Here is a 22,022-nt window from a genome sequence, read left to right as displayed (position 1 = left end):
ATCAGGACCGCGGACGGATGGAAGATCCTGAACGCGGTCTACATGAACGTCCTGGATACCTGACCGGCGGCCGCCAGTTCGGGTGGGAAGCCCTGCAGGGCGACGGGGCGCAGGAAGCGGTCGACGGCGCGGGTGCCGACCGAGGTGTGCAGCGGGTTCGAGGTCGCCGGCCACGGCCCGCCGTGGTGCGTCGCGTCGCAGACGGCCACGCCGGTCGGCACGCCGTTGAGGACGATCCGGCCGGCGAGCGGCACCAGGTCGGCCAGCAACCCGGGCAGCAGCTCGTCATCGGGTGCGGCGAGGACGGTCGCGGTGAGCGAACCGGGCAGGGCGGCGGCGATCTCGCCATAGCGTTCCGCGGGGGTACGCACGACGACGGCCGCCGGACCGAAGTGCTCTTCGAGCAGTTCACCGGCGAGCGCGCCGACCTCGACGGTGAACGCGTGCCGGGGTGACGCCCCGCCGGTCACCACGCCGAGGCCGGCCGCGCGGGTCAGCCACCGCGCGTGGGCGTCGGCCATCGCGGCGGTCAGCATCCGGTCGAACGGGCCGGCCGCGGCGACCGAGGCGCCGAACGCCGCGACGAAGCCGTCGGCGGTGGGCGGCACGACGACGAGCCCGGGTTTGGTGCACAGCTGCCCGGCCGAGCCGGTGACCGCGGCGGCGAGCGCGTCCGGCCATCTGGGGTCCGGCAGCGCCGACGGCAGGACGAAGACCGGGTTCAGCGAGCCCATCTCCGCGAACACGGGGATCGGGTCGGGGCGGGCGGCGGCGGCGTCCATGAGCGCCCGCCCGCCGGTCGGCGAGCCGGTGAAGGCGACCGCACGGATCGCCGGATCGCGCACCAGCGCGAGGGAGGCGTCGACGCCGCCGTGGACGAGCCGGAACACGCCCTCGGGCAGGACCGCGGCGGCGAGGCCGGCGAGCAGGTCGGCGGTGCGCGGCTGGGCCGGGTGTGCCTTGACGACGACGGGGCAGCCGGCCGCGAGGGCGGCGGCGGTGTCGCCGCCGAGCACCCCGAAGGCGAGGGGGAAGTTCGACGCGGCGAACACCGCGACCGGCCCGATCGGCACGCGGACCAGCACGACGTCGGCGCCGCCGGCCGCGGCGGCGGGCGCGACGACCGCGGCGCCGGCGGTGGCGATGCGGTCGGCGAGCAGCCGGAGCTGGCCGGTGGTCCGCTCCAGTTCGGCGGTGAGCCGCGCCTCGGCGAGGCCGGTCTCGGCGGCGGCGACCGGCAGGATCCGGTCGCGGGCGCCGGTCAGGGCGTCGGCGAGGGCGTGCAGCGCGGCGCGGCGGCGGTCAGCGTCCCAGGTGTTGCTCACGGCTTCTCCAGCGTCTCGGCAAAGGTGTACGGGCTCCGAGGCGCGTCGCGAGAGGCCGGCGTCTCGGCAGAGGCGTGCGGGCTCCGAGGCGCGTCGCGAGAAACCGGCGTCTCGGCAGAGGCGTGCGGGCTCCCAGGCGCGTCGCGGGAGGCAAGCGTCTCGGCGGTAACGTGCGGGCTCCCAGGCGCGTCGCGGGAGGCAAGCGTCTCGGCAGAGGCATGCGGGCTCCGAGATGCGTCGCGGGAGACCAGCGTCTCGGCGGTGGTGTGCAGGGTCCGCCAGACGGTCTCGGAGGCGAGCCCGAGGTGATACAGGTTGATGCCGGCCGCGCCGGCCGCGACCAGGGCCCGGACGTGCGCCGGCAGGTCGAGGTCGGCCAGCGCGGTCACGTAGGCGTGGACCGTCGCGGTCGCCGCGGTGTCCGCGAACCTGGCGGGCAGGCCGGCCCAGGCGTTCAGCAGCAGCCGGCCCGTGACGGCGTGTCCGGGGGAAGGACCGGTGGCCCACGGGTCCGGCGAGGCGTGCAGCAGCACCGGGAGGCCGCCCGCGGCGGCGGTGCACTGCTCCCGCATCGCGGCGGCGGCCCGCAGCCGGACGCCGAGGACGACCGCCGCGTCGTCGGGCCGCAACGGCCCATGCCGGAGCTGGTCGGCGATCCGGTCAGGGTCGGCGCCCTCGGCCGCCCACGCGCGCCGGCACGCGGGACAGCAGCAGACCGACAGCCGCCGCTGTTCATCCGGATCCCAGGTGCCGGCGGTCTTGTCGTGGTGGCCCGCGTGCGCGACCCCCATCTGCCCGCACGACTCGAGCGACACCCCGTCCAGCGCGACGTCCCGGACCGCCTCTGCGGTGAGCAGCGCCGCGTAGTCGCGCACCTCCGTCCACGATGGACACAGCGCATACGGGTACCGGTCGCCGAAGCAGTTGACGACCGCCACGTCCGGAAACGCGCTGCCGAGCCGGGTGTTGTGCGTCAGGACCACCCATGCCGTCACCCCGAGGCCACGGGAGCGCAGGGCCGCGGCGGCGGCGCCCACCGGATCCGGCGCGTCGAGGAAGCCGGGTGCGAGCGGAGTGAGCCGCCGGCCGCGCCATGCGGCGTCCCGCACCGGCCGGTACAGCGCCGAGTGCGCCGCCTCGACGATCCGGTGCCGCGGGTGCAGCGGGGTGGCGGCGCGGACACTGTGATAGGCCGCGGCGAGGGCGACGGTGTCGAGGCCGAGTCCGGCGGCCCGGTCGGGAAAGGCCGGGTCGCCGAGCACGTCCCAGCAGTAGGCGTGGCCGGTCAGGGTCACCATCGCGGCCGCAGCTTCCGGAACGACGGATCGACGGTGCGCATGTAGGCGGTGTCGTCGCGGACCCGGATCCCGCAGCGCTCGTACTGCTCGTGCAGCCGCCCGAGCCGGTCCCGGTCGAGGGTCACGCCCAGCCCCGGCGTGTCCGGCACCGTGACCGCGCCGTCCACGATGGACAGTGGTTCGGTGACCACGTCGACGCCGTCCTGCCACGGGGTGTGGGTGTCGGCGGCGTAGGTGAGCTCCGGCAGGGCCGCGCCGAGCTGGGCCATGGCGGCGAGGCTGATGCCGAGGTGGCTGTTGGAGTGCATGGACACGCCGACGCCCCAGGCCCGGCACACCGCGGCCAGGTCGGCGCAGGCGCGCAGCCCGCCCCAGTAGTGGTGGTCGGCGAGGACCACGCCGACCGCGCCCTGCGTGAACGCCGGCCGCAGGTGCCCGGTCCGCACGACGCACATGTTGGTGGCGAGGGGCATCCGTGCGGCGCGGGCGACCTCGGCCATGCCCTCGATGCCGGGCGTCGGGTCCTCCAGATACTCCAGGAGCTCCGCGGTGGCCGCGGCGACCTTCGCCGACGTGCCGGTGGTCCAGGCGCAGTTCGGGTCGAGGCGCAGCGGGTGGTCGGGGAACGCGGCCCGCAGCGCCTGGATCGCCTCGACCTCGGCGGCGGGCTCGAACACGCCGCCCTTGAGCTTGATGGAGCCGAAGCCGTGCCGGTCCACGAGCAGCCGCGCCTGCGCGACGAGCCCGTCCGGGTCGAGCGCCGCCCCGAAGCCGTCCGGGTCGCCGCCGGGATGCGCGGCCCACTTGTAGAACAGGTAGGCGCAGAACGCGACCCGGTCGCGGACCTTCCCGCCGAGCAGGGCGTGCACCGGCTGCCCGGCGGCGCGGGCCTGGACGTCCAGGCACGCGACCTCGAACGGCGCGAACACCCTCGCCACCGGGTCCTGGCCGTCGGCGCGTGGGGTGTGATCGCCCGCGACCGCGCGGCGCACCGCGGCGAGGTCGAACGGGTCGGTGCCGACCAGGGCGGCCGCGGCCCGGCGGACCCGGTCCAGGTGCGGCGCGTCGCCGAACGTCTCCCCCAGGCCGACGAGCCCGTCGCCGCAGTCGAGCTCGACGATCGTGCGCAGCGCCCACGGCTCGTGCACGCCGGCGGAGTTGAGCAGCGGCGGATCCGGGAACGCGACCGGCGTCACCACCGCCGCGACGATCCTCACGCCGCCGCCCGCAGGTCCCGCAGCGCCGACCGGCCCGCGGCGAGGATCTCGGCGAGCCGCTCCACGTGGGCCGCGCTGGCGTCCACCAGCGGCGGCCGGACCGGACCCATGTCCAGGCCTGCGAGCCGCGCGCCGGCCTTGACCAGCGCCACGGCGTAGCCGGGCACCTGGTCGCGCAGCGCCACGAACGGCAGGTAGAACGCGGCGAGCAGAGTCTGCACGGCGTTCGCGTCGCCGGCGCGGACCGCCTCGTAGAAGGCGGTGGCGATGTCCGGGGCGAAGCACAGCACGGCCGAGGAGTAGCTCTCCACGCCGATCGAGCGGTACGCCTGCACGGACAGCTCCGCGGTCGGCAGCCCGTTGAGGAACCCGAACGAGGCGGCCCGCGGGTGGCCGCTGGTCCGGATCGCGGTGACCAGGCCGAGCATCGCGCTGACGTCGCCCCGGCCGTCCTTGATCCCGGCGACCGTCGGCAGGTCGAGCAGCGCGACCGCGGCGGCCTGGTCGAGCACCGCGTTGGCCCGCTGGTAGACGGTGATCGGCAGCGGGGTGCTCTCGGCCACGAACCGGACGTGCTCCACCAGCCCCGCCGGCGTGGAGCTCACCAGGTACGGCGGCAGGAGCAGCAGCCCGTCGGCGCCGGACTCGGCGGCCGCGGCGGCGAAGTCGCGGGCCATCTGCGCGCCGCCGCCGGTGCCGGCGAACACCGGCACCCGGCCGGCGGCGACCTGCGCGGCGGTGGTCACGACGTCGCGGTACTCCTGCGGGGACAGGCTGGTGAACTCGCCGGTGCCGCAGGCGACGAAGAGGGCGCTCGGGCCGGCGGCCACCTGCTGCTCGACGTGCTCGGCGAACACGGCGAGGTTCACCTTGCCGTCCTCGGTGAACGGGGTCAGCGGAAACGACAGCAGGCCTTGGAGGTGCATCAGCACGGGTCCTTTCGACATTGACGACTCATCCTTTGACGGCGCCCGACGTGAGTCCGCGCATGAACTGGCGCTGGAACGCCAGGAACGCGAGCACCGACGGCAGCAGGGCCAGCAGCGACGCGGCGAGCAGGACCCCGACGCCGACCTGCTCGTCGCTGCGCAGGCTGCGGAGCGCGAGCGGGAGGGTGAACTGGGCGGCGTCCTGCGCGACGAGCAGCGGCAGCATGTACTGGTCCCAGATCATCGTGAAGCCGAAGATGCCGATGACGCCGAGCGCCGGCCGGCACAGCGGCAGCACCACGGACCAGAAGATGCGCAGGTCGCCGGCGCCGTCGAGGCGGGCGGCCTCCTCCAGCTCCATCGGGATCTCGCGCATGAACTCCGACATGACCAGGATCGAGAACGCCCAGGCGCCGACCGGGACGATCATGCCGACGAGCGAGCCGACGAGGTTGACGTGGACGACCGGGACGTCGGCCAGGACCAGCGACAGCGGGATCGCGAGGATCTCCTCGGGCAGCATCATCGTGGACAGGATCAGCAGGAACACCAGCCGGGCGCCGGGGAACTGCTTGCGGGCCAGGGCGTAGGCGGCGGACACGCTGACCAGCACCTGCAGCAGCAGGCCACCGCCGACGACGATGAACGAGTTGAGCAGATACGTGAGCACGTCGCGGCGGATCGCGGCGCGGAAGTTGTCCAGGGTCAGCCGGCTCGGCAGCAGGGTGAGGCTGGTCGGGTCGTGCACGGGGCTGAACGCGCTGACGAGCAGGGCGAGCAGCGGCCCGGCGAACACGAGGACCAGCGCGGTGTACACCACGAACCGCACCGTGCGTGCGAGCGGGCCTTTGAGCTCGGTGAACCCGAGGGCGGTGTCGTGTCTCATCGCCGCCCCCTGCGGGCCCGGGCGGACTGCACCGCGAGGGTGAGGACCACGGTGGACAGCAGCAGCACCACGGAGCCGGCGGCGGCGACGCCGAGCTCGTTGCGCTCCAGGCCGAGCTTGTAGATGAGGGTCATGAGCACCTCGGTGGATCCGTTGGGGCCGCCGTTGGTGAGCAGGAAGATCTCGGTGAAGACCCGCATCCCGCGGATGGCGGCGAGGGTGAACAGGATCGCGAAGACGGCCCGCAGCGACGGCAGGGTGACGTGCCACAGCCGGCGCCAGGCGCTCGCACCGTCCACTGAGGACGCCTCGTACAGGGTCCGGTCGACACCGGCCAGGCCGGCAATGAAGATCATCATGTCGTAGGGCGCGCCCCGCCAGATGCCGACGGCCATGACCGACCACAGCGACGTGTCCTGCGAGTTGAGGAACTGCGACGGGCCGACACCCACCCAGCCCAGGACGCTGTTGATCGCGCCGTCCGGAGCCGGGTAGTACAGGATCCGCCACACCTCGGCGACGACGGCCATCGCGGCGACGGTCGGCAGGAACACCGCGGTCCGCACGAACCAGAGGCTCTTGGCCTGCCCCTCGACGAGCAGGGCGAGGATCAGGCCGAGGATGATCGAGCCGGCGGTCTGGCCGATGGCGAGCACGACGGTGTGCCCGATCGCGGACAGGAACGCGTCGTTGGTGACGACCTCGCGGTAGTTGTCGGTGCCGACCCACCGGTCGCCGAGATACGGCCGGACCTCGTGGAAGCTCATCCCGATCGCGCGGGCCATCGGCACGAACTTGAACAGGGTGAACAGGATCAGGGCAGGGGCGAGGAACGCCCACGCGACGAGGCTTCCGCGGCGGCGGCGCCGTTTGCTGGACGGCGCGGGGGTGGGTGCGCCGCGCGCACCCACCCTGGGTGAAGCGACGAGCGTCATCAGCCCGCCACGCCCTGCTTGGTGAGTTCCTGCTGGAACGTCGCGGCGAGCTTCGTCAGCTCCTGCTTGGGGTCGGAGCCGCAGTTGGCGACGACGGCGTTGATGGTCTCGGCGGACGCCTGGCGGAACGGGTTCCAGTCGGGCACGACCGGGGTGTATCGGCCGGACTCCTTGTAGACCTTGTCGAACACGTCCCAGCGGGTGTCCTTGCGCACCGAGGACAGCGTCACCTGCGAGTTGACGGGAAGCCGGACGATGTTGCCGTCGGTGTCGCCGGCCATGCCGATGGTCTGGCCGTCGACCGAGATGGCGAACTCGGCGAACTTCTCCTGCCCGGCCTGGTTCTTCGAACCGGCCATCAGGTAGACGTTCTCCCCCTCGGCCAGGGACGCGGCCGTGCCGCCGGGTCCGGCGGGGGCGGGCACCACCTCGTACTTGTCGGCGCCGAGGTTCTTGTCGAAGCGGCCCATGTTGTAGGGCCCGGTGAAGTAGATGCCGGCCTTGCCCGTCTCGAACACGGGGTGCGCCTGGGTGGTCTCCATCGTCACCGCGCCGGGCGCCACGGTCTTCGCCGTGCAGAACTGGGCCTTGAACCACTCGACCGCGGCGACGGACTTCTCGCCGGCGATGGCCGGCTTGAGCTTTCCGGCCGGCCCGGTGAAGTAGTCGCCGCCGGCGGCCCACAGGAAACTGGTGAAGTACCACGACATGTAGCCGCGCTTGGTCGAGCCGGGCACGGTGTAGCCGTAGGTGTCGGCCTTGCCGTTGCCGTCGGGGTCCTTGGTGGTGAACGCGCCGGCGAGGGCGTCGAGCTCGGCCCAGGTCTTCGGCACGGGCAGGCCGACCTTCTCCCGCCAGTCCTTGCGGATGAACAGGGCGAAGGACTGCGCGCTGTTGGGCACGCCGTAGAACTTGCCGTCCGCGCCCTTCGCGGCGTCCCAGGACGCGGGGGTGAGCTTGTCCTGACCGTCGATGGCGGCGCGGTCGACCTCCCGCACGATGCCCTGCTTGACGAGCGTGCCGAGCTGGGCGCTGTCGTTGATGACGATGTCGGGGAGCTGCTTCTGCGCGGCGGCCTGCTGCAGCTTGGTCTCGAAGTCGTCGAAGAGCGCGGTGACGTGGGTGGGGACACCGGAGCGCTCGGTGAATTTGGCGGCGAGTTCCTTGGCGGTCTTCTCGGTGTTGGAGCCTGGTGGCTTGCGGATCCAGATCTCAAGCTGGGAGCCCGGATCCTGCTTGGCGGCGGGTGCCGCGTCGCCACCGCAGGCGGCGACCGAACCCATGAGCAGGCCGGTGAGCGCGAGTGTGGCAACACGTCTGACCGTGGGGTTCCGTCCAGACACTGCCTTGCCTCCTGTCTACATATATGGACGCTGTCCGTTCATGTGAAGGCGTGCAGGGACAAGTTAACGTCCTGTATCATGACCGTCAACACGTCGGCCGAGGGAAACGGTGATCGTCATGGCGGGCAAGCGGCGCTCTGCGAGCGAGGATCAGGGCTCGGCCGAGACGGCGACGGTCAAGTCGGCCGAGCGCACCGTGCGGATCCTGGAGGTCCTGGCCGCCTCGCCGACCCGGCTCACCCTGGCCGAGCTGCAGGAGAAGATGGGCTACCCGCGCTCCAGCCTGCACGCGCTGATCCGCACGCTGCGCGAGATGAAGTGGGTCGAGGCCGACGCGACCGGCTCGGCATTCGGGGTCGGCCCGCACGCCCTGCTGTCCGGCACCGCGTATCTCGATCGCGACCCGGCCCTGCCGTTCGCCTACGAGACCCTGGAAGACCTGCGCGCCGAGCTCGGCTTCACGATGCACTACGCCCGCCGCAACGACGCGCACGTGCTGTATCTCGCCAGCCGCGAGTCCCGTGGTGGCGCCAGCGTCGTGCCGCGGGTCGGGCGCCGCCTGCCGGCCCACGTGACCGCGCTCGGCCAGTGCCTGCTGTCCTGCCTGACCCGCGACGAGGTCGACGCGGTGCTGCCCGCGCAGCTGGAGGCGCTGACCGGGCGCACGATCACCGACCGGGACGAGCTCTTCGCCGAGCTGGACCGGACCCGGGCCCGCGGCTGGGCGGTCGAGCACGAGCAGGGCACCGAGGGCGTGGCCTGCGTGGCCGTGCCGCTGGACTACCGGATCCCGGCGACCGACGCGATCAGCTGCTCGATGCCGGCGAAGCTGGCCGACGACGACGAGGTCGAGCGGGTCGCGGCCGCTCTGCTCCGCCACACCGCCATCCTGGTGGCGACCCTGCGCCGCGAGGGCATCCGCTGATTGACCTTGGAGACTTTGACACGTCAGGGCGTGCCAAAGTCTCCAAGGTCAACTACCGCTGGTTCGACGCCACCCCGAGCGGGATCTCGCACCAGGCACCGCCGGCCCGGCGCATCGCGGGGTCCAGGTCCAGATCCAGCTCGCGCGCCCCGAGGTCGTCCACGAACACCTCCGCGTCGTCCCGCGGGTCATAGCCGATCGCCTCGCCCTCGGCCAGCGAGGCCCACCGCCGGGTGTTGCGGCTGATCCCCCACAGCAGCCGGAATCCCGGCGCCGGCGCGGTCAGGCACGCCTCGACCAGCCGCGCGCCGTCGTCCGGCGACAGCCACATGGCGAGCCCCCGCGGCGACGGCGGCACCGCGGTCCACATGCCGATCCGCGGACAGAGCACGTCCATGCCGAACCGGTCCGCGTAGAGCCGCCCGGCGGCCTCGCCGGCGACCTTGCTCCAGCCGTACAGCGTGTCGGGCCGGCCGGGCACGTCCGCGGGCACCTCGGTGCGGCCCACCACCTCGGTGAACCCAGCCGCGTGACTGGACGACGCGAGCACGACCCGGCGCACCCCCGCCAGCCTGGCCGCCTCCAGGACGTTGAGCGTGCCGGCGACGTTGACCCGCAGCACGTTGTCCTGAGCGTCCTCCTTCGCCAGCCCGCCGAGGTGTACGACGGCGTCGACGTCCTTGCACGCCAGGGTCAGCGCGTCTAGGTCCTCGACACCCGCGACGACGAACTCCCCGCCGGCGACCGGGTCGGGTGGGCGGAGGTCGAGCAGCCGCAGGGTCCTGCCGGGGCGGGCCAGACGGGGCCGCAGCAGCGCCGCCACCTTGCCCGATCCACCCGTGATGAGTATGCGCCGCACCCGCGTCGCCTCCGTCTACATACGTGGACAGCTACCTAAATGACAGACATCTATTGACCTGCTGGACCGAGTTCAGTTTACTAGCGCATTGCCAAGCTGTTAAGCCCGGGAGGTAGCAATGTTCCGAAGATCCGTGGTGCTGCCCGCAGCAGCCGTCATGCTCGCGTCGGCGGGCGTCGTGTACCTCGCACAGACCTCGAACGCCGAGGTGAACACCGGTCTGGACCTGTCCGCCGCGAACCGGCGGCCGGCCGTCTCCGGGCTCTACGACTGGAGCCGGGCCGGATACCGCGGCGGCGCCGACCTGCCCGGCGCCGGCCAGGTCAACCCGGACCCGAACTGCCAGGTCACCCCCGCCGAGCTCGACAGCCAGTACGGCGTGCGGCCCGGCGACGGCGCCGACGACACCGCGGGCGTCCAGGCCGCGATCGACGCGCTGAAGGCGGCCTGCAGCCCGTCCGCGTCGTACGCGAAGCTCAGCCTGCTGGCACTGCCGGCCGGCACGCTCAACGTCTCCCGCGAGATCCACGTCGACGCCGACTACCTCGTGCTGCGCGGCGCCGGCTCGGCCCCCGGCGGCACTCAGTTCGTCTACCGGCCGGACGCGAACACCGCCTACGACACCCTGACCGAGGACGGCTCGGACTGGGACGAGGACGGGATGACCTCGGGGCAGGGCAAGGGCGGGTGGCTGTGGCCCGGCCGCGGCCTGTTCCGGGTGCAGTCCCGCGGCGTGCACTCCGCCTACACCGCCGACTACGCCGCCGCACCCGCCAACCGCAAGGACATCTTCGAGGGCACCGTCAACGTCCATTGGAAGGTCGGGGTCGCGCTGCGCGCCAAGCCCGGCGACGCGGGGTTCGCGGGCCGCACCGGCGACACCACCGTCTATCTGGCCAGCTCCGGCTCCCTCGCCAACCTGACGGTCGGCGGCCTGGTCAACGTCCGGGCCGCCAACACCGTCGCGTTCTACGCCCAGCAGAACATCACCCCGGCCGACGGCACCCTGCTGGACCAGCACATGCGGCAGCAGATCTTCACCGTCACCGCCGTCGACTCCACCAACCGGACGGTGACGCTCAACAAGCCCCTGGAGTTCGACGTGCCGGTCGACTCCACATCGGACGGTTCGGCGCCGATCGGGTCGGCCGCCTACGCCTCGAAGGTCTCCCCGATCGTCGACCCCGTCGTCGGCGTCGGCTTCGAGAACCTCGCCTTCACCCAGGACGTCCCGGGGCTGGACCGGGCGGCCACGGTGCACAACTACGGCAACATGGCACCGGCCCAGGAAATGCACGGCATCGTGTTCAAGTGGGCGGCGGACTCCTGGGTCAGCGGCGTGCGCGCGGAGCTGACCGGCTCCCACCCGATCGTCACCGAGGAGGCCTACCACCTGCAGATCGTCGGCAACACCCTGGACGGCGCCTGGAACAAGGGCAAGGGCGGCAACGGCTACTTCCGCGGCTCCCGCGTCTGGGACTCCCTGTACGCCGGCAACACCTCACGCAACCTGCGCCACTTCACCTTCCAGTGGTCCGCGTCCGGCAACGTCGTCATCGGCAACGACTTCGACTCCGACCTCAACCTGCACGGCGGCTGGGAGCGCAACAACCTCTTCGAGAACAACACCGTCACCGTGCCGTTCGAGCACCGCTCCGCCAACTGCACCACCAACTGCGGCGAGGAGGGCGGCGGCGGGGTCGACGCCTCGACGTGGTTCCCGATCTGGTGGGCCGCCGGCAAGAAGGCCGTCAAGTGGTCCGGCTCGTCCGGGCCGCGCAACGTCTTCTTCCACAACACGATGCGCAAGCAGGTCACCGCCGGCGCCGCGTTCACCCCGTTCTACGCCGACGCGCAGCGGGTGTACCAGTTCGGCTGGAACGGCAGCGGCTGGCAGCACCTCGACGCGGGCGGGGTACCGATCGCCGACTGGGCCGGCAACGAGCAGCGGGACTACACCGGCGGGCACGGCGTGGACGCGTCGCGCACGGACGCCGCCGCGTCGCTGTTCCTGCGCTCCCTGACCACGACACCGGTGACGCCGTCGCCATCGACGTCGAGGTCCGCGTCGCCGTCAACCTCCGCATCGGCGTCGCCTTCCACGTCGGTGTCGCCGTCCACGTCGTCCAGCGCGCCGGCCGCCGGCTGTCTGGCGGTCACGTTCGCGCGGACGTCGACCTGGTCGAGCGGCTACGGCGCCGAGTACACCCTCACCAACCGCTGCACGACCGCCACCACCGGCTGGAAGGTCGAGTTCGACCTGCCGTCGGGCACGACCGTGTCGAACTCGTGGAGCTCCGTGCGCACCAGCAGCGGCCAGCACCACACGTTCACCAACGCCACCTACAACGGCGCGATCAAACCCGGCAAGTCCGCCACGTTCGGCTTCAACGCGGCCGGCACGGGGCTGCCCATCAACTGCCGCGTCAACGGCTCGACCTGCTAGGAGGCCCCCATGCGAAGACTCGTCATCGCGGCCCTGAGCGCCGCCACCGTGGTGGCCCTCGGCGGTGTCGCCTACGCCGCCGCACCACAACTCACCGCCACGTTCAGCCAGACGTCGACCTGGAGCTCCGGGTACGGCGCCCAGTACGCCATCCGCAACACCGGCGACGCCGCGTCCACGGCGTGGACCGTCGAGTTCGACCTGCCGGCCGGCTCGACCGTGAGCAGCTCGTGGAGCTCGGTGCGCACCAGCACCGGGCAGCACCACAGGTTCACCAACGCCGGCTACAACGGCGACATCGCGCCGGGCGCCACGGAGACGTTCGGGTTCAACGTGTCCGGCCTCGGTGTCCCCACCAACTGCACCATCGGCGGCCGGCCGTGTGGAGGCGGCATCCCGCCGTCCTCGCCCCCGCCCTCGTCGACGCCACCGTCCTCGCCGCCACCGTCGTCCCCGCCGCCCACCGGGCCGGTCGTCGACGTCGCCACCGCCGCGCAACTGCAGCAGGCCCTCGCCGCCGCCCGGCCCGGGCAGACGATCCGGCTGGCGGCCGGGACCTACCGTGGGTCGTTCGTCGCCACCGCCGACGGCACCGCGGCCCAGCGCATCACGCTCACCGGCCCGGCCGGCGCCGTCCTCATCAACGACGGACCGTCCGGGACCGCGCCGAGCTGCCCGGCACCGACCCCGGGCTGGGACTCCGGCTACGGCCTGTGGCTGGCCGACGCCCCGTACTGGAACCTCGTCGGGTTCACCGTCGCGGAGTCCAAGAAGGGCATCGTCGCCGACAACTCGCACCACACCACCATCGACGGCGTGTGGGTGCACGACGTCGAGGACGAGGCGGTGCACTTCCGCCGGTCGTCGGCCGACAGCGTCATCCAGAACTCGCGCATCGAGCGGACCGGCCTCGTGCAGCCCGGATACGGCGAGGGTGTGTACATCGGCTCGGCCAACTCGAACTGGGGCTGCCACGGCAACAGCGGCGGCGCCGACCGGTCCGACCGGGTCCAGGTGCTGAACAACCGGATCGGCCCGAACGTCGCCGCGGAGGCCATCGACGTCAAGGAGGGCACGTTCAACGGCGTGATCCGCGGCAACACCTTCGACGGGCAGGGCGTCTCCGGCCAGAACTCCGCCGACTCGTGGATCGACGCGAAGGGCATCGGCTACGTCATCGAGAACAACACCGGCACGTTCCGCTCGCCGGGCACGTTCGCCAACGGCTACGAGACCCACAACCCGAGCACCACACCGTCGTTCGCCAACGGCTGCGGCAACATCTGGCGCGGCAACCGCTCCGACCTCGGCGGCGCCGGTGACTACGCGATCAACGTGACGTCGACGTCGAAGTGCGCCGCCGACCCGAACGTGGTCTACGCGTCCAACACGGTGAGCAACGCCGTGCGGGGTCTGACGAACATCGCCGTGACCCCATAACAGCCGGTCAGGAGGTGCCGGCCGGGCCGGCCGGCACCTCCACACAGAATGACGAGGAGCCAACATGATCGGCCTGTGTTCGGTGACGATGCGCCGGCACCCGGCGGCGGACGTCGTCGCGGTCGCCGCCGCGGCGGGCCTCACCGCGATCGAGTGGGCCGGCGACCATCACGTCCCGCCCTCGGCACCCGCCGTCGCCGCGGCCGTCGGGGTCCGGACCCGCGACGCCGGGCTGGCGGTCGCCGCGTACGGCAGCTACTACCGCTGCACCGACCCAGCGGACGCGGCGGGCACCGTCGCGGCCGCCGTGGCGCTCGGCGCGCCGCGCATCCGCGTCTGGGCGGGCACCACCGGCTCCGCGGACGCGTCACCGCGGCAGCGCGCCGCCGTCGCCGCCGCGGCCCGGCGGATCTGCGACGAGGCCGCCGGGCCCGGCCTCACCGTCGCCTTCGAGTGCCACCGCGACACCCTCACCGACACCCCGGCGTCGGCCCTGGCCCTGCTCGCCGCCGTCGACCGGCCCAACGCCGCCATGTACTGGCAGCCCCCGAACGACCTGCCCGACGCGGCGGCCCTCGCCACGCTCGGGACGCTGCTGCCGCACGTGGTGGCGGTGCACGCGTTCTCGTGGTGGCCGGGCACGCGGCGCCTGCGGCTGGCCGAGCGGGGAGACCTCTGGCGGGCCGCGGCGGCGCTGCTGCCCGGCGGCATCGACGTGCTGCTCGAGTTCGTCCCGGGCGACGACCCGGCACTCATCGCGCCGGAGGCCGCCACGCTGCGGCAGATCCTGGGGCATGCACAGCCCGGGTTCAGCACGGATCGAGGCGCAACCGGGCGAGTTCCGCCGCCATCATGAGGGCGCTCACCGCCACGTATTCGTTGGTCGGATCCGCCGCGTCGCCCTCGGGGCCGCACAGCCAGGCGTCGACCTGGTCGACGTCGACACCGTCGACCGCCTCGACGAGCCCGTCGAGCTCGAACGGCGACGCGTCGTCGACCGCGTCCACCCGGACCACGTCGTCGGAGATGCCCCACCGCCGGGCCGGTGCCAGGAGGGACCGCACCGGCGCCGGGACCCGCGCGGGATCGAGGGCGACGAGCCAGACGCCGCACCACGCGCACGCCGGCTCGTCAGCGGCCGAGCCCCGGTGGCACCGCCAACAGTTCAGCGTCACGCGGTGATCCTGGCGCGACGCTCCGCGAACCGCAATGGTCCGTCAGGCGGCGGCCTGCCGCTTTCGCAGCGCCTCGACGGCCTTGTCGGCGTGCACGTCCATCCGGATCTCGCTCTTGACAACCGCCAGGATCCGGCGATCGGTGTCGATGACAAACGTGACCCGGGCCGTCGGGGTGAGCCCGAGCGGCCCCCGCTTGACCCCGAACTTGGCCTTCACGACACCGTCCGGGTCGGACAGCAGCGGGTAGCCGAGCCGGTGCTTGGTGGCGAACTCGGCCTGCCGCTCGACGGTGTCGCCGCTGATGCCCACCGGGTGCCCGCCGACCGCCCGGAGCTCGGTGGTCACGTCGCGGAAATGGCAGGCCTCGGCGGTGCAGCCGGCGGTGAGGGCCGCCGGGTAGAAGAACAGGACCACCGGCCCGTCCGCGAGCAGCCCGCTCAGCGACCGGGTCACGCCCTGGTCGTCCACCAGCTCGAAGTCCTCGACGATGTCGCCGACGTCCATGCCAACCACCCTTTCCGTCGCCGCGGGCCAAGATCCGCGGCCGGCCGGTCCATCCTGTTCGCTGCGCGGGACGAGCGCAACTCCGACATCTGCCATCATCGGGGGCATGCCGAATGATGACGAGGTGCACGCGCTGAGCGTCGAACGGACCATCGACGCCGCGCCGGAGGCGGTCTTCGACGCGTTCATCGCCCTGTACGACAGCGACCGGCCGGACTGGGTCGTCGACTCCTCGCTGGACCTGCGGGTCGGTGGCCGCTGGTCGGTGGCGTTCCAGGTGCCGGACGGCCCCGCGTTCCGCGAGGAGCGCACGATCACGGCACTGGACCGCCCGCACCTCCTCGAATACGCCGTGACCGCGGTGTATGGCGGCGTGCCCACATTCGACACCACGGTGCAGGTCACGATCGACGGCGGACGCGTCCGCCTGGCCCAGCAGGGCTTCCCGGCGCCGGAGACCCGCGACGTGTTCGCCGGCGCCTGGCCCGACGTCCTCGCCGAGCTCGACCGCCGCGTCTCGGGGCGCCCGTCCTGAGCACCGTCCGGGATCACCGGGACAGGTCGAGCGGCGTCGAGTTCGTCCGGGCGACGGCCGCCGACGTCGGGGACGTCCTGACCGTGCTCGACGAGACCGCGGCCTGGCTCACCGCCGCCGGCGTCCGGCAGTGGCCGCAGCGCTTCGCCGCGGACTGGGTCACCCCGTCCGTCGAGCGCGGCGAGACCTGGCTGGTCCGCTCCGGCGGGCGGACGGCGGGCACCGTGACCCTGGACTGGTCCGATCCGCTGTGGAGCGACCTGCCGGGCCGGGCGGGTTACGTGCACCGGATGGCGGTGCGGCGGTGGGCCGCCGGCACCGGCCACGCCATCCTGGCCTGGGCCGCCGGACAGGCCCGGACCCGGGACGCCGCGGCGCTGCGGCTCGACTGCGTGGCCGGCAACCCCCGGCTCCGGGCCTACTACGAGGCCGCCGGCTTCCACCACCGCGGCGACGTCGAGATCGGTGGCGCGCCCGGCCAGCGCACCGGCGCCACCCGGACCCTGGTCAGTCGCTACGAGCTGCGGGTCTGACCGCCTCCCGGAAGTGCGCCAGATGCCCGCCGCCGCAAGGAACGGCGACGGGTTCGCGCCTACCGTCCCGGACATGACCGCAACCCAGCTGCCGGCGCCTCCGGCCGCGCCGATCTGGCCGTCGCGACCGGTGCCGCCGGGCCGGCGGCGGGTCGATCCCCGCCTCGGCGCCCTGGTGGTGCTGGCGCTGACCGCCGTCACGGCCTTCGCCGTGCTCGTGTCGCAGCTGGTCCTCCTCTCCACCCCGGCGTACGCCGGGGTGGAGATCGCGCTCACCGGGCCACTCGTCCGGCCGGGCGATGACCCGCTCGAGGCGATCCGGGCCGTCCTCAGCCGGCAGTCCGAGGCGCTGCTGCGCGGCGACCGCGCCGGCTACCTGCAGGCGATCCCCGTGGACCGGCAGGACCTGCGGGGCGAGGCCGGCCGGCGGTTCGACTCGCTCACCGCGCTGGACGTGCGGCGGTGGGACCTGACCGCGACCACCAGCCCCGAACCCGACGGCGACGGGTGGCGGCAGGTGGTCGGCGTCGGCTACTGCTTCGCCGCGGCCGACTGCCTGCCGGTGGAGTTGCGCATCGACACGCGATGGTCGGTGGCGCGTGGCCGGCTGCAGCTCATCGGGTACGAGCAGACGACCCGACCCTGGGACACCGCGACGCTGACGGCCAAGCGGGGCGCCCGGGTCACGGTCGCCGGACCGGCCGACGACACCCAGGTCTCCCCCGCGACCCTGGACCTGGTGCTGGGCGCGGCGGAGGCGGCCGCCCCGACCGACGACCGGTTCGCCACCTCGTTCGACGGCCCGCCGCAGCGGTACTTCGTCTACGTCGCCGGCGACGCGCAGTGGCAGCGCTGGTACGACCACGCCGGCACCACCAACGCCGCCGCCTACGCCATGCCGCTGCAGCCGGGCGCGACCGACGTGATCCTCGACGTCCACGACGTCCGGTCCGCCAGCGGCGCGACGCTGCTGCTGACCCACGAGTTCGCCCACGTGGTGACCCTCAACGGCGTCGCCCCGCCGGCCGGCACCTTCTGGCTGACCGAGGGCATCGCCGAGTACATCGCCGACGGCGACGGCGCGATCCTGCGCCAGGACCTGCCGTCGGTGCGCACCTACGTGGCGAGCGGCCGCTGGGACGGCACGGTCAACCAGGCCCGGCCGGCCAAGGACGGCACCCTCGACGACGCGATCGCCCGCTACGGCATCTCGCTGCTCGCCGTGCGTTACCTGGTCCAGCGCTACGGCGAGGCGAAGCTGCTCGCGTTCTTCACCGAGGTGGTCCGCCGGCACCGGCCCCTGGACGCCGCCGCGCGGTCGGTGTTCGGCACGGACTGGCCGGCGGTCGCGAAGGACGCCGCCGCCTCGGTCCGCGCCGCCGCGACCGGTCAGCCGGCGTAGAGCCGGATCTCGCGCGGGCCGTCGAGTTCCTCGATCGAGTCGGAGCCGGTCACCGTCCAGCCGGGGCCGGCGCCGAGCAGCCATCCGGCGTCGTCGGCGATCCAGTCCAGCCGGCCGGAGACGAGGTCGACCGCCCGCAGCACGTTGCGGGCCTTGCCGCCGATGCCGCTGGGCACGAAGTAGTACTGATACAGCATGCGGTCGCCGGTCGCGGTGACCCGGTCCACGTCCGCCCGACCGGCGGCACCGAGTGTGGGCACGGGCGACACCCAGCGGCGGTGCCCGTCGGCCGGGTCGAGACCGACGAAGTCGCCGCTGAGGTCGCGGGCCACGACGCACCGGTCCGTGAGGGTGAGCACGTGGGTGGCCGGCTCGCCGGTCCATCGCACGCCGCCGTCGGCGAGATCCACCAGTTGAGGTCGTCCGCCGGCTGTCGTCACCGCCATCGTCGTGCCCGTCACCGGCGGCGTCCACACGGTCTTCCCGCACCGCAGCTGGTCACCCCATTGCCGTTCCGGAAGGTCCCACTGCCCGGCGGTGGCGGTCCAGGCGACCTTGCCGGCCCGCACGTCGTATGCCGTGACGGTCACCTCGCACCCGGCCGCGTCCAGGTCCCAGGCCAGCATCGTGCGGGCGGTGACGACCCTCGTCGTGAGGTCCGGGACGGCAAAGCCGCCGATGGGCTCGCCGGTGGTGATGTCGCGGACCGTCACCTTCCAGGTGCCGTCCTGGGCGTGGCTCTCCCGCACCAGCACCACGTCCGCCGCCCTGGTCGCCATCGACTCGGCCCGCCGGTTGCCGCCCAGGTCCGTCGGGGTGCCGAGCAGCTCCACGGTGGCCATCGGCAGGCCCCAGCCGGCCGGCCGGGGATACGTGCGCTGCCACCGCTGGCCGCCGGTGGTCATGTCCCGGGCGGTGATCGTGCACTGGGTGGTCGTGGCGGGGCAGTCGTTGACCACCATCGTCGAGGTGCTGACGGCCACGCCGCCGTTGAAGGACTGCGAGAAGCGCTCCTCGCCGGTGGCGAGGTCATACAGCTTGACCGACTCCCGCAGGTAGGCGGCGACGCCACCGGCACCGGCCAGCACCGTCACCTGCCGCTGGGAGGTCAGCGGCCGCTGCCAGCGCTCATGGCCGTTCGCCTTGTCCAGCGCGACGAGCGTGTTCTCACCCTGCACCAACACCACGTCGCCGACGGCCATCGCGTCCCGGATCGGCCCGGTCCCGGTCACCATCTGCGACCAGTTCGGCGCGCGCTTGGCACCCTCGGGCTCGGACGGCGCGTGCCGCTCCGGGCGCAAGACCCACCACACCAGGCCGATGCCCACCAGCGGCACGATGAGCGCCACGAACAGCAGGAAACGCGCGAGACGAACCATGGTTTCCCCCAAACCGGATCGAACCATCGACCCTAGCCACCCTATGCAAGCCTCAGCGGTCGGTGCGGAAGATGACGACGAGGACCCGCAGCGCGAGGATCGCCGCGACCGCGAGCAGGTTGTAGCCGAACAGCGCGAACAGCGACAGGTTCGCGGTGACCTGCGGCCCGCCGTCGGTGCCGAGCAGCATCACGGCCATGATGCCGGCCACCCCGCCGAGCACCGTCAGCAGCACCTGATGCACCAGCCCGCTGACGTGCCGCCGGTCGCGTTCGTCGGCGAACAGCCGCACGTTGACGCCGAGCCGGCCGCGCTCCAGCGCCGAGGCGATCCGGTCGACCCGGCGCGGCAGCCGGCGCAGCACCGGCACCAGCGTGGTGAGCTCCGCGGTGAGCGCCTCGCGGACCGTCTCCGGCCGCCACAGTTCGGCGAAGTACCGGTTGGCGAACCCGCGCGCCTCGGTCATCACGTCGAAGCCCGGCGCCAGCTCGGCCAGGCCGCCTTCGATCGTGGTGAGCGCCCGGAACACCGCGGCGACCTCGGGCGGCACGGTCAGCTCGTAGTCGGCGATGAGGCGCAGCAGCGAGCGGAACAGCGCCGGGTCGGTGCCGCCGCCGGTGCTGAGGTGCCGCGCCATGAACTGCCCGAGCGAGCGCTCCAGGCGTTCCTCGTCGACCTCGTCGGGCCGGGCGACGACGCCGAGCAGCGCGTCGGTGGCGCCGGCCGGGTCGCCGCGGTCCAGGGCCAGCAGCAGCCGTTGCAGCGCCTCGCGGACGCCGCCGTCGAGCCGGCCGACGGAGCCGAAGTCGAGCAGCCCGAGCCGGCCGTCGGTGAGCAGCAGGACGTTGCCGGGGTGCGGGTCGGCGTGGAAGACCCCGGCGACCAGGATCTGCCGCAGCACGCAGAACAGCAGGGTCCGGGCGAGGTCGGCGGCGTCCAGGCCGCGGGCCGCGACGACCGGCGCCGCGCCGCTGAGCGGCACGCCGTCCAGCCGGCTCATCACCAGGACCATCTGCGTGCACAGGGCCGGGACCGGCACCGGGAACGTCACCGGGCCGTCCGGGTCGGCGGCGGCGACCGCCGCCAGGTTGCGCGCCTCGATCCGGAAGTCCAGCTCCTCGCGCACCGCCTGGGCGAAGCCGTCGGCGAGACCGACCGCGCCGGCGGTGCGCCCCCAGCGGGTCCGTGTCTCGAGCGTCTCCGCGAGCCGGCCGACGATGTCCAGGTCACGGTCCACAATGGAGCGGATGCCGGGGCGCTGCACCTTCACCACCACGGCGGCGCCGGAGCGCAGCGTGGCGGCGTGCACCTGGGCGACAGAGGCCGCGGCGAGGGGCTCCGGCTCGATCGAGGCGAACAGCTCGCCCGGCGGCACCCCGAACTCCGCTTCGAGGACCGCCTGCACGTCGGTCCAGGCGACGGGGGTGGCGCGGTCCCGCAGGGTGCTGAGCTCCTCGACGAACTCGCCGGGCACCAGGTCGCGGCGGGTGGACAGGACCTGGCCGAGCTTCACGAACGTCAGCCCGCCCTCTTCGAGCGCCAGCCGCAGGGACCGGGCGGCCGGCGCGGCGCTGCGGCGTCCCCGCAGGTGCGGGCCGAGGCCGTGGCGCACGGCGATGGCGACGATCTGCGCGTACCGACGGGTCCGCCGCGACCTGGCGCGCAGGCCGCGCAGCCACAGCAGCGGCGTGAACCGGCCGGTCGGCACCAGCGCCTCGGCGACGACGAGGAACACCATGGCGACGAGGAGCGAGGCGATGACGGCCAGGATCAGCAGCCACACGGGCGCCGTCGACGTGGTGTCGCGCGGCACCGAGCCGGCCATGCCGCGCGAGATCGGACCCGACACGAGCAGCGCGAGCACGCCGGCGAGCAGGAGCCGGATCCGGCCGAAGCGCACGCCCAGCAGGCGGCGCGCGGCGGCGGCAATGACGGCCACCAGCCCCAGCACCGTGACGACGACCGCGGCCCAGACCGACAGGTTCCCCATGGGCAACGACCGTAGTCGATCACGTCCCGGCTAGGAGCCCCCGCAGGTGGGCGAGGCCGTCCAGGGCCAGGCGGTCCTGGGACTCGGCCAGGGGCCGCCAGATCGACGCGGCCGTCGCGATCGTCGCGTTCTCCGCGGTGAACGACTCGATGCACAGCGCGCCCGTGTACCCGGCCTTCCCGACGGCCTCGAGGAACCGCGGCCAGTCCAGGTGGTCGGCGCCGGGCGCGCCGCGATCGGTGCCGCTGACCTGGACATGCTTGATGTGCGGGCCGGCCACCGCCACTGCCGCGTAGGGATCTTTTTCCTCGATGTTCATGTGGTACGTGTCGAGCATGATCCCCACGTTCGCGGGCAGGCCCTCGATGAGCTCGACGGTCTGCGCCATCGTGTTCACCACGCTGGTCTCATACCGGTTGAGCGCCTCGACGCCGATGCTGACGCCCCGCTCGCCCGCGTAGTCGGCGACCGGGGCGAGCCCGGCCCGGAAGTCCGCGTAGCAGGCCAGCCGCTCGGCGGGGGTCATCCGCCAGGTCCGTCCGACGGCGGCGTAGACCGGGCCGCCGACGCACGGCGCGCCGACGGCGGCCGCCGCGTCGACACAGGCCCGTAGATAGGCCTGGGTCGACGCGACGGTCGACGCGTCGGTGCACACCAGGTCGCGGCCCGGCGGGGTGACCGCGCAGACCCCGGCCGCCTGGATGCCGTGCCCGGCCAGGAGGTCGGCCGTGCGCACCGGGTCCCAGTCACCGACCTGTTCGACCGGCAGCTCGACCGCGTCGAAGCCCCAGGCCGCGAGGCGCGGCACGAGCCAGGCGAGCACGGCGTCGTCGACCGGCGAGGACCAGATCCAGGGATTGGCACCCAGTGCGTGCACGTGTGACCTACTTCCAGCGCT

General features: G+C 73.2%; 20 protein-coding genes. 7 read left to right on the top strand and 13 right to left on the bottom strand.

The features are described 5' to 3' along the window. Positions 1 to 38: 38 nt before the first annotated feature. The 7 genes from Dsi01nite_RS32235 to Dsi01nite_RS32205 are packed head-to-tail and all read right to left on the bottom strand — an operon-like array spanning position 39 to position 7,933. Positions 39 to 1,325, bottom strand: coding sequence for an aldehyde dehydrogenase family protein (locus tag Dsi01nite_RS32235; protein ID WP_203850086.1), 1,287 nt, complete (start codon positions 1,323 to 1,325; stop codon positions 39 to 41). Continuing rightward, on the bottom strand, positions 1,322 to 2,623 hold the full coding sequence (locus tag Dsi01nite_RS32230; RefSeq protein WP_203850085.1) for a hypothetical protein: 1,302 nt from the start codon (positions 2,621 to 2,623) through the stop codon (positions 1,322 to 1,324). The genes Dsi01nite_RS32235 and Dsi01nite_RS32230 overlap by 4 nt, the downstream gene beginning before the upstream one ends. Then, the gene (locus tag Dsi01nite_RS32225; RefSeq protein ID WP_239136330.1) at positions 2,617 to 3,840 is read right to left on the bottom strand and encodes an enolase C-terminal domain-like protein; all 1,224 of its coding nucleotides are present in this window, start codon (positions 3,838 to 3,840) and stop codon (positions 2,617 to 2,619) included. Before Dsi01nite_RS32225 ends, Dsi01nite_RS32230 begins: the two co-directional genes overlap by 7 nt. Next, the gene (locus tag Dsi01nite_RS32220; protein ID WP_239136329.1) at positions 3,837 to 4,787 is read right to left on the bottom strand and encodes a 5-dehydro-4-deoxyglucarate dehydratase; all 951 of its coding nucleotides are present in this window, start codon (positions 4,785 to 4,787) and stop codon (positions 3,837 to 3,839) included. Before Dsi01nite_RS32220 ends, Dsi01nite_RS32225 begins: the two co-directional genes overlap by 4 nt. A gap of 7 nt (positions 4,788 to 4,794) precedes the next feature. After that, the gene (locus Dsi01nite_RS32215) at positions 4,795 to 5,655 is read right to left on the bottom strand and encodes a carbohydrate ABC transporter permease (RefSeq protein ID WP_203850084.1); all 861 of its coding nucleotides are present in this window, start codon (positions 5,653 to 5,655) and stop codon (positions 4,795 to 4,797) included. Continuing rightward, the gene (locus Dsi01nite_RS32210; RefSeq protein ID WP_203850083.1) at positions 5,652 to 6,590 is read right to left on the bottom strand and encodes a carbohydrate ABC transporter permease; all 939 of its coding nucleotides are present in this window, start codon (positions 6,588 to 6,590) and stop codon (positions 5,652 to 5,654) included. Before Dsi01nite_RS32210 ends, Dsi01nite_RS32215 begins: the two co-directional genes overlap by 4 nt. Next, on the bottom strand, positions 6,590 to 7,933 hold the full coding sequence (locus Dsi01nite_RS32205; protein WP_239136328.1) for a sugar ABC transporter substrate-binding protein: 1,344 nt from the start codon (positions 7,931 to 7,933) through the stop codon (positions 6,590 to 6,592). Before Dsi01nite_RS32205 ends, Dsi01nite_RS32210 begins: the two co-directional genes overlap by 1 nt. A 118-nt stretch (positions 7,934 to 8,051) precedes the next feature. Between Dsi01nite_RS32205 and Dsi01nite_RS32200 the strand changes: the two genes are divergently transcribed. Beyond that, positions 8,052 to 8,858, top strand: a complete 807-nt coding sequence (locus Dsi01nite_RS32200; RefSeq protein WP_203850082.1) for an IclR family transcriptional regulator — start codon at positions 8,052 to 8,054, stop codon at positions 8,856 to 8,858. A 52-nt stretch (positions 8,859 to 8,910) separates the two neighbouring features. Here the strand turns inward: Dsi01nite_RS32200 and Dsi01nite_RS32195 are convergent, their stop codons facing one another. Next, positions 8,911 to 9,717: an NAD-dependent epimerase/dehydratase family protein gene (locus tag Dsi01nite_RS32195; protein ID WP_203850081.1), complete on the bottom strand. Its 807-nt coding sequence runs from the start codon at positions 9,715 to 9,717 to the stop codon at positions 8,911 to 8,913. Positions 9,718 to 9,835: 118 nt separating this feature from the next. On the opposite strand from Dsi01nite_RS32195, the gene Dsi01nite_RS32190 reads away from it, so the two are divergent. The 3 genes from Dsi01nite_RS32190 (at position 9,836) to Dsi01nite_RS32180 (ending at position 14,459) form a co-directional block, all read left to right on the top strand. Then, on the top strand, positions 9,836 to 12,163 hold the full coding sequence (locus Dsi01nite_RS32190) for a cellulose binding domain-containing protein (protein WP_239136327.1): 2,328 nt from the start codon (positions 9,836 to 9,838) through the stop codon (positions 12,161 to 12,163). A 9-nt stretch (positions 12,164 to 12,172) separates the two neighbouring features. Continuing rightward, positions 12,173 to 13,603, top strand: coding sequence for a cellulose binding domain-containing protein (locus Dsi01nite_RS32185; RefSeq protein WP_203850080.1), 1,431 nt, complete (start codon positions 12,173 to 12,175; stop codon positions 13,601 to 13,603). A 64-nt stretch (positions 13,604 to 13,667) separates the two neighbouring features. Beyond that, a complete protein-coding gene (locus Dsi01nite_RS32180) occupies positions 13,668 to 14,459 on the top strand; it encodes a TIM barrel protein (RefSeq protein WP_203850079.1) in 792 nt (263 codons plus the stop codon). Here the strand turns inward: Dsi01nite_RS32180 and Dsi01nite_RS32175 are convergent. Next, positions 14,413 to 14,778, bottom strand: a complete 366-nt coding sequence (locus Dsi01nite_RS32175) for a hypothetical protein (protein ID WP_203850078.1) — start codon at positions 14,776 to 14,778, stop codon at positions 14,413 to 14,415. The two genes, Dsi01nite_RS32180 and Dsi01nite_RS32175, sit on opposite strands and share 47 nt — an antisense overlap. Positions 14,779 to 14,820: 42 nt before the next feature. Next, positions 14,821 to 15,285 carry a peroxiredoxin gene (locus Dsi01nite_RS32170; protein WP_203850077.1) on the bottom strand — a complete coding sequence of 155 codons (465 nt, stop codon included), beginning with the start codon at positions 15,283 to 15,285 and terminating at the stop codon, positions 14,821 to 14,823. A 106-nt stretch (positions 15,286 to 15,391) separates the two neighbouring features. On the opposite strand from Dsi01nite_RS32170, the gene Dsi01nite_RS32165 reads away from it, so the two are divergent. The 3 genes from Dsi01nite_RS32165 to Dsi01nite_RS32155 all read left to right on the top strand — a co-directional run bounded on the left by Dsi01nite_RS32165 (position 15,392) and on the right by Dsi01nite_RS32155 (position 17,755). Beyond that, positions 15,392 to 15,820: an SRPBCC family protein gene (locus Dsi01nite_RS32165; protein WP_203850076.1), complete on the top strand. Its 429-nt coding sequence runs from the start codon at positions 15,392 to 15,394 to the stop codon at positions 15,818 to 15,820. Positions 15,821 to 15,903: 83 nt separating this feature from the next. Beyond that, complete coding sequence (locus tag Dsi01nite_RS32160; protein ID WP_203850075.1) at positions 15,904 to 16,353, top strand: GNAT family N-acetyltransferase; 450 nt, start codon at positions 15,904 to 15,906, stop codon at positions 16,351 to 16,353. 73 nt (positions 16,354 to 16,426) lie between these two features. Beyond that, on the top strand, positions 16,427 to 17,755 hold the full coding sequence (locus tag Dsi01nite_RS32155) for a gluzincin family metallopeptidase (RefSeq protein WP_203850074.1): 1,329 nt from the start codon (positions 16,427 to 16,429) through the stop codon (positions 17,753 to 17,755). On the opposite strand, the gene Dsi01nite_RS32150 is transcribed toward Dsi01nite_RS32155, so the two are convergent. The 3 genes from Dsi01nite_RS32150 to Dsi01nite_RS32140 form a co-directional block, all read right to left on the bottom strand. Further along, positions 17,743 to 19,134: an outer membrane protein assembly factor BamB family protein gene (locus Dsi01nite_RS32150; protein ID WP_203850073.1), complete on the bottom strand. Its 1,392-nt coding sequence runs from the start codon at positions 19,132 to 19,134 to the stop codon at positions 17,743 to 17,745. The two genes, Dsi01nite_RS32155 and Dsi01nite_RS32150, sit on opposite strands and share 13 nt — an antisense overlap. A gap of 52 nt (positions 19,135 to 19,186) precedes the next feature. Next, positions 19,187 to 21,124, bottom strand: coding sequence for an ABC1 kinase family protein (locus Dsi01nite_RS32145; RefSeq protein ID WP_203850072.1), 1,938 nt, complete (start codon positions 21,122 to 21,124; stop codon positions 19,187 to 19,189). Positions 21,125 to 21,143: 19 nt separating this feature from the next. Next, a partial coding sequence (locus tag Dsi01nite_RS32140; protein WP_239136326.1) for a sugar phosphate isomerase/epimerase family protein occupies positions 21,144 to 22,022 on the bottom strand: 879 nt, incomplete at its 5' end.

Origin of the sequence: Dactylosporangium siamense (assembly GCF_016862795.1) — a bacterium.
Classification (GTDB): Bacteria; Actinomycetota; Actinomycetes; order Mycobacteriales; family Micromonosporaceae; genus Dactylosporangium; species Dactylosporangium siamense.
This window is presented reverse-complemented; position numbering and strand designations above follow the sequence as displayed.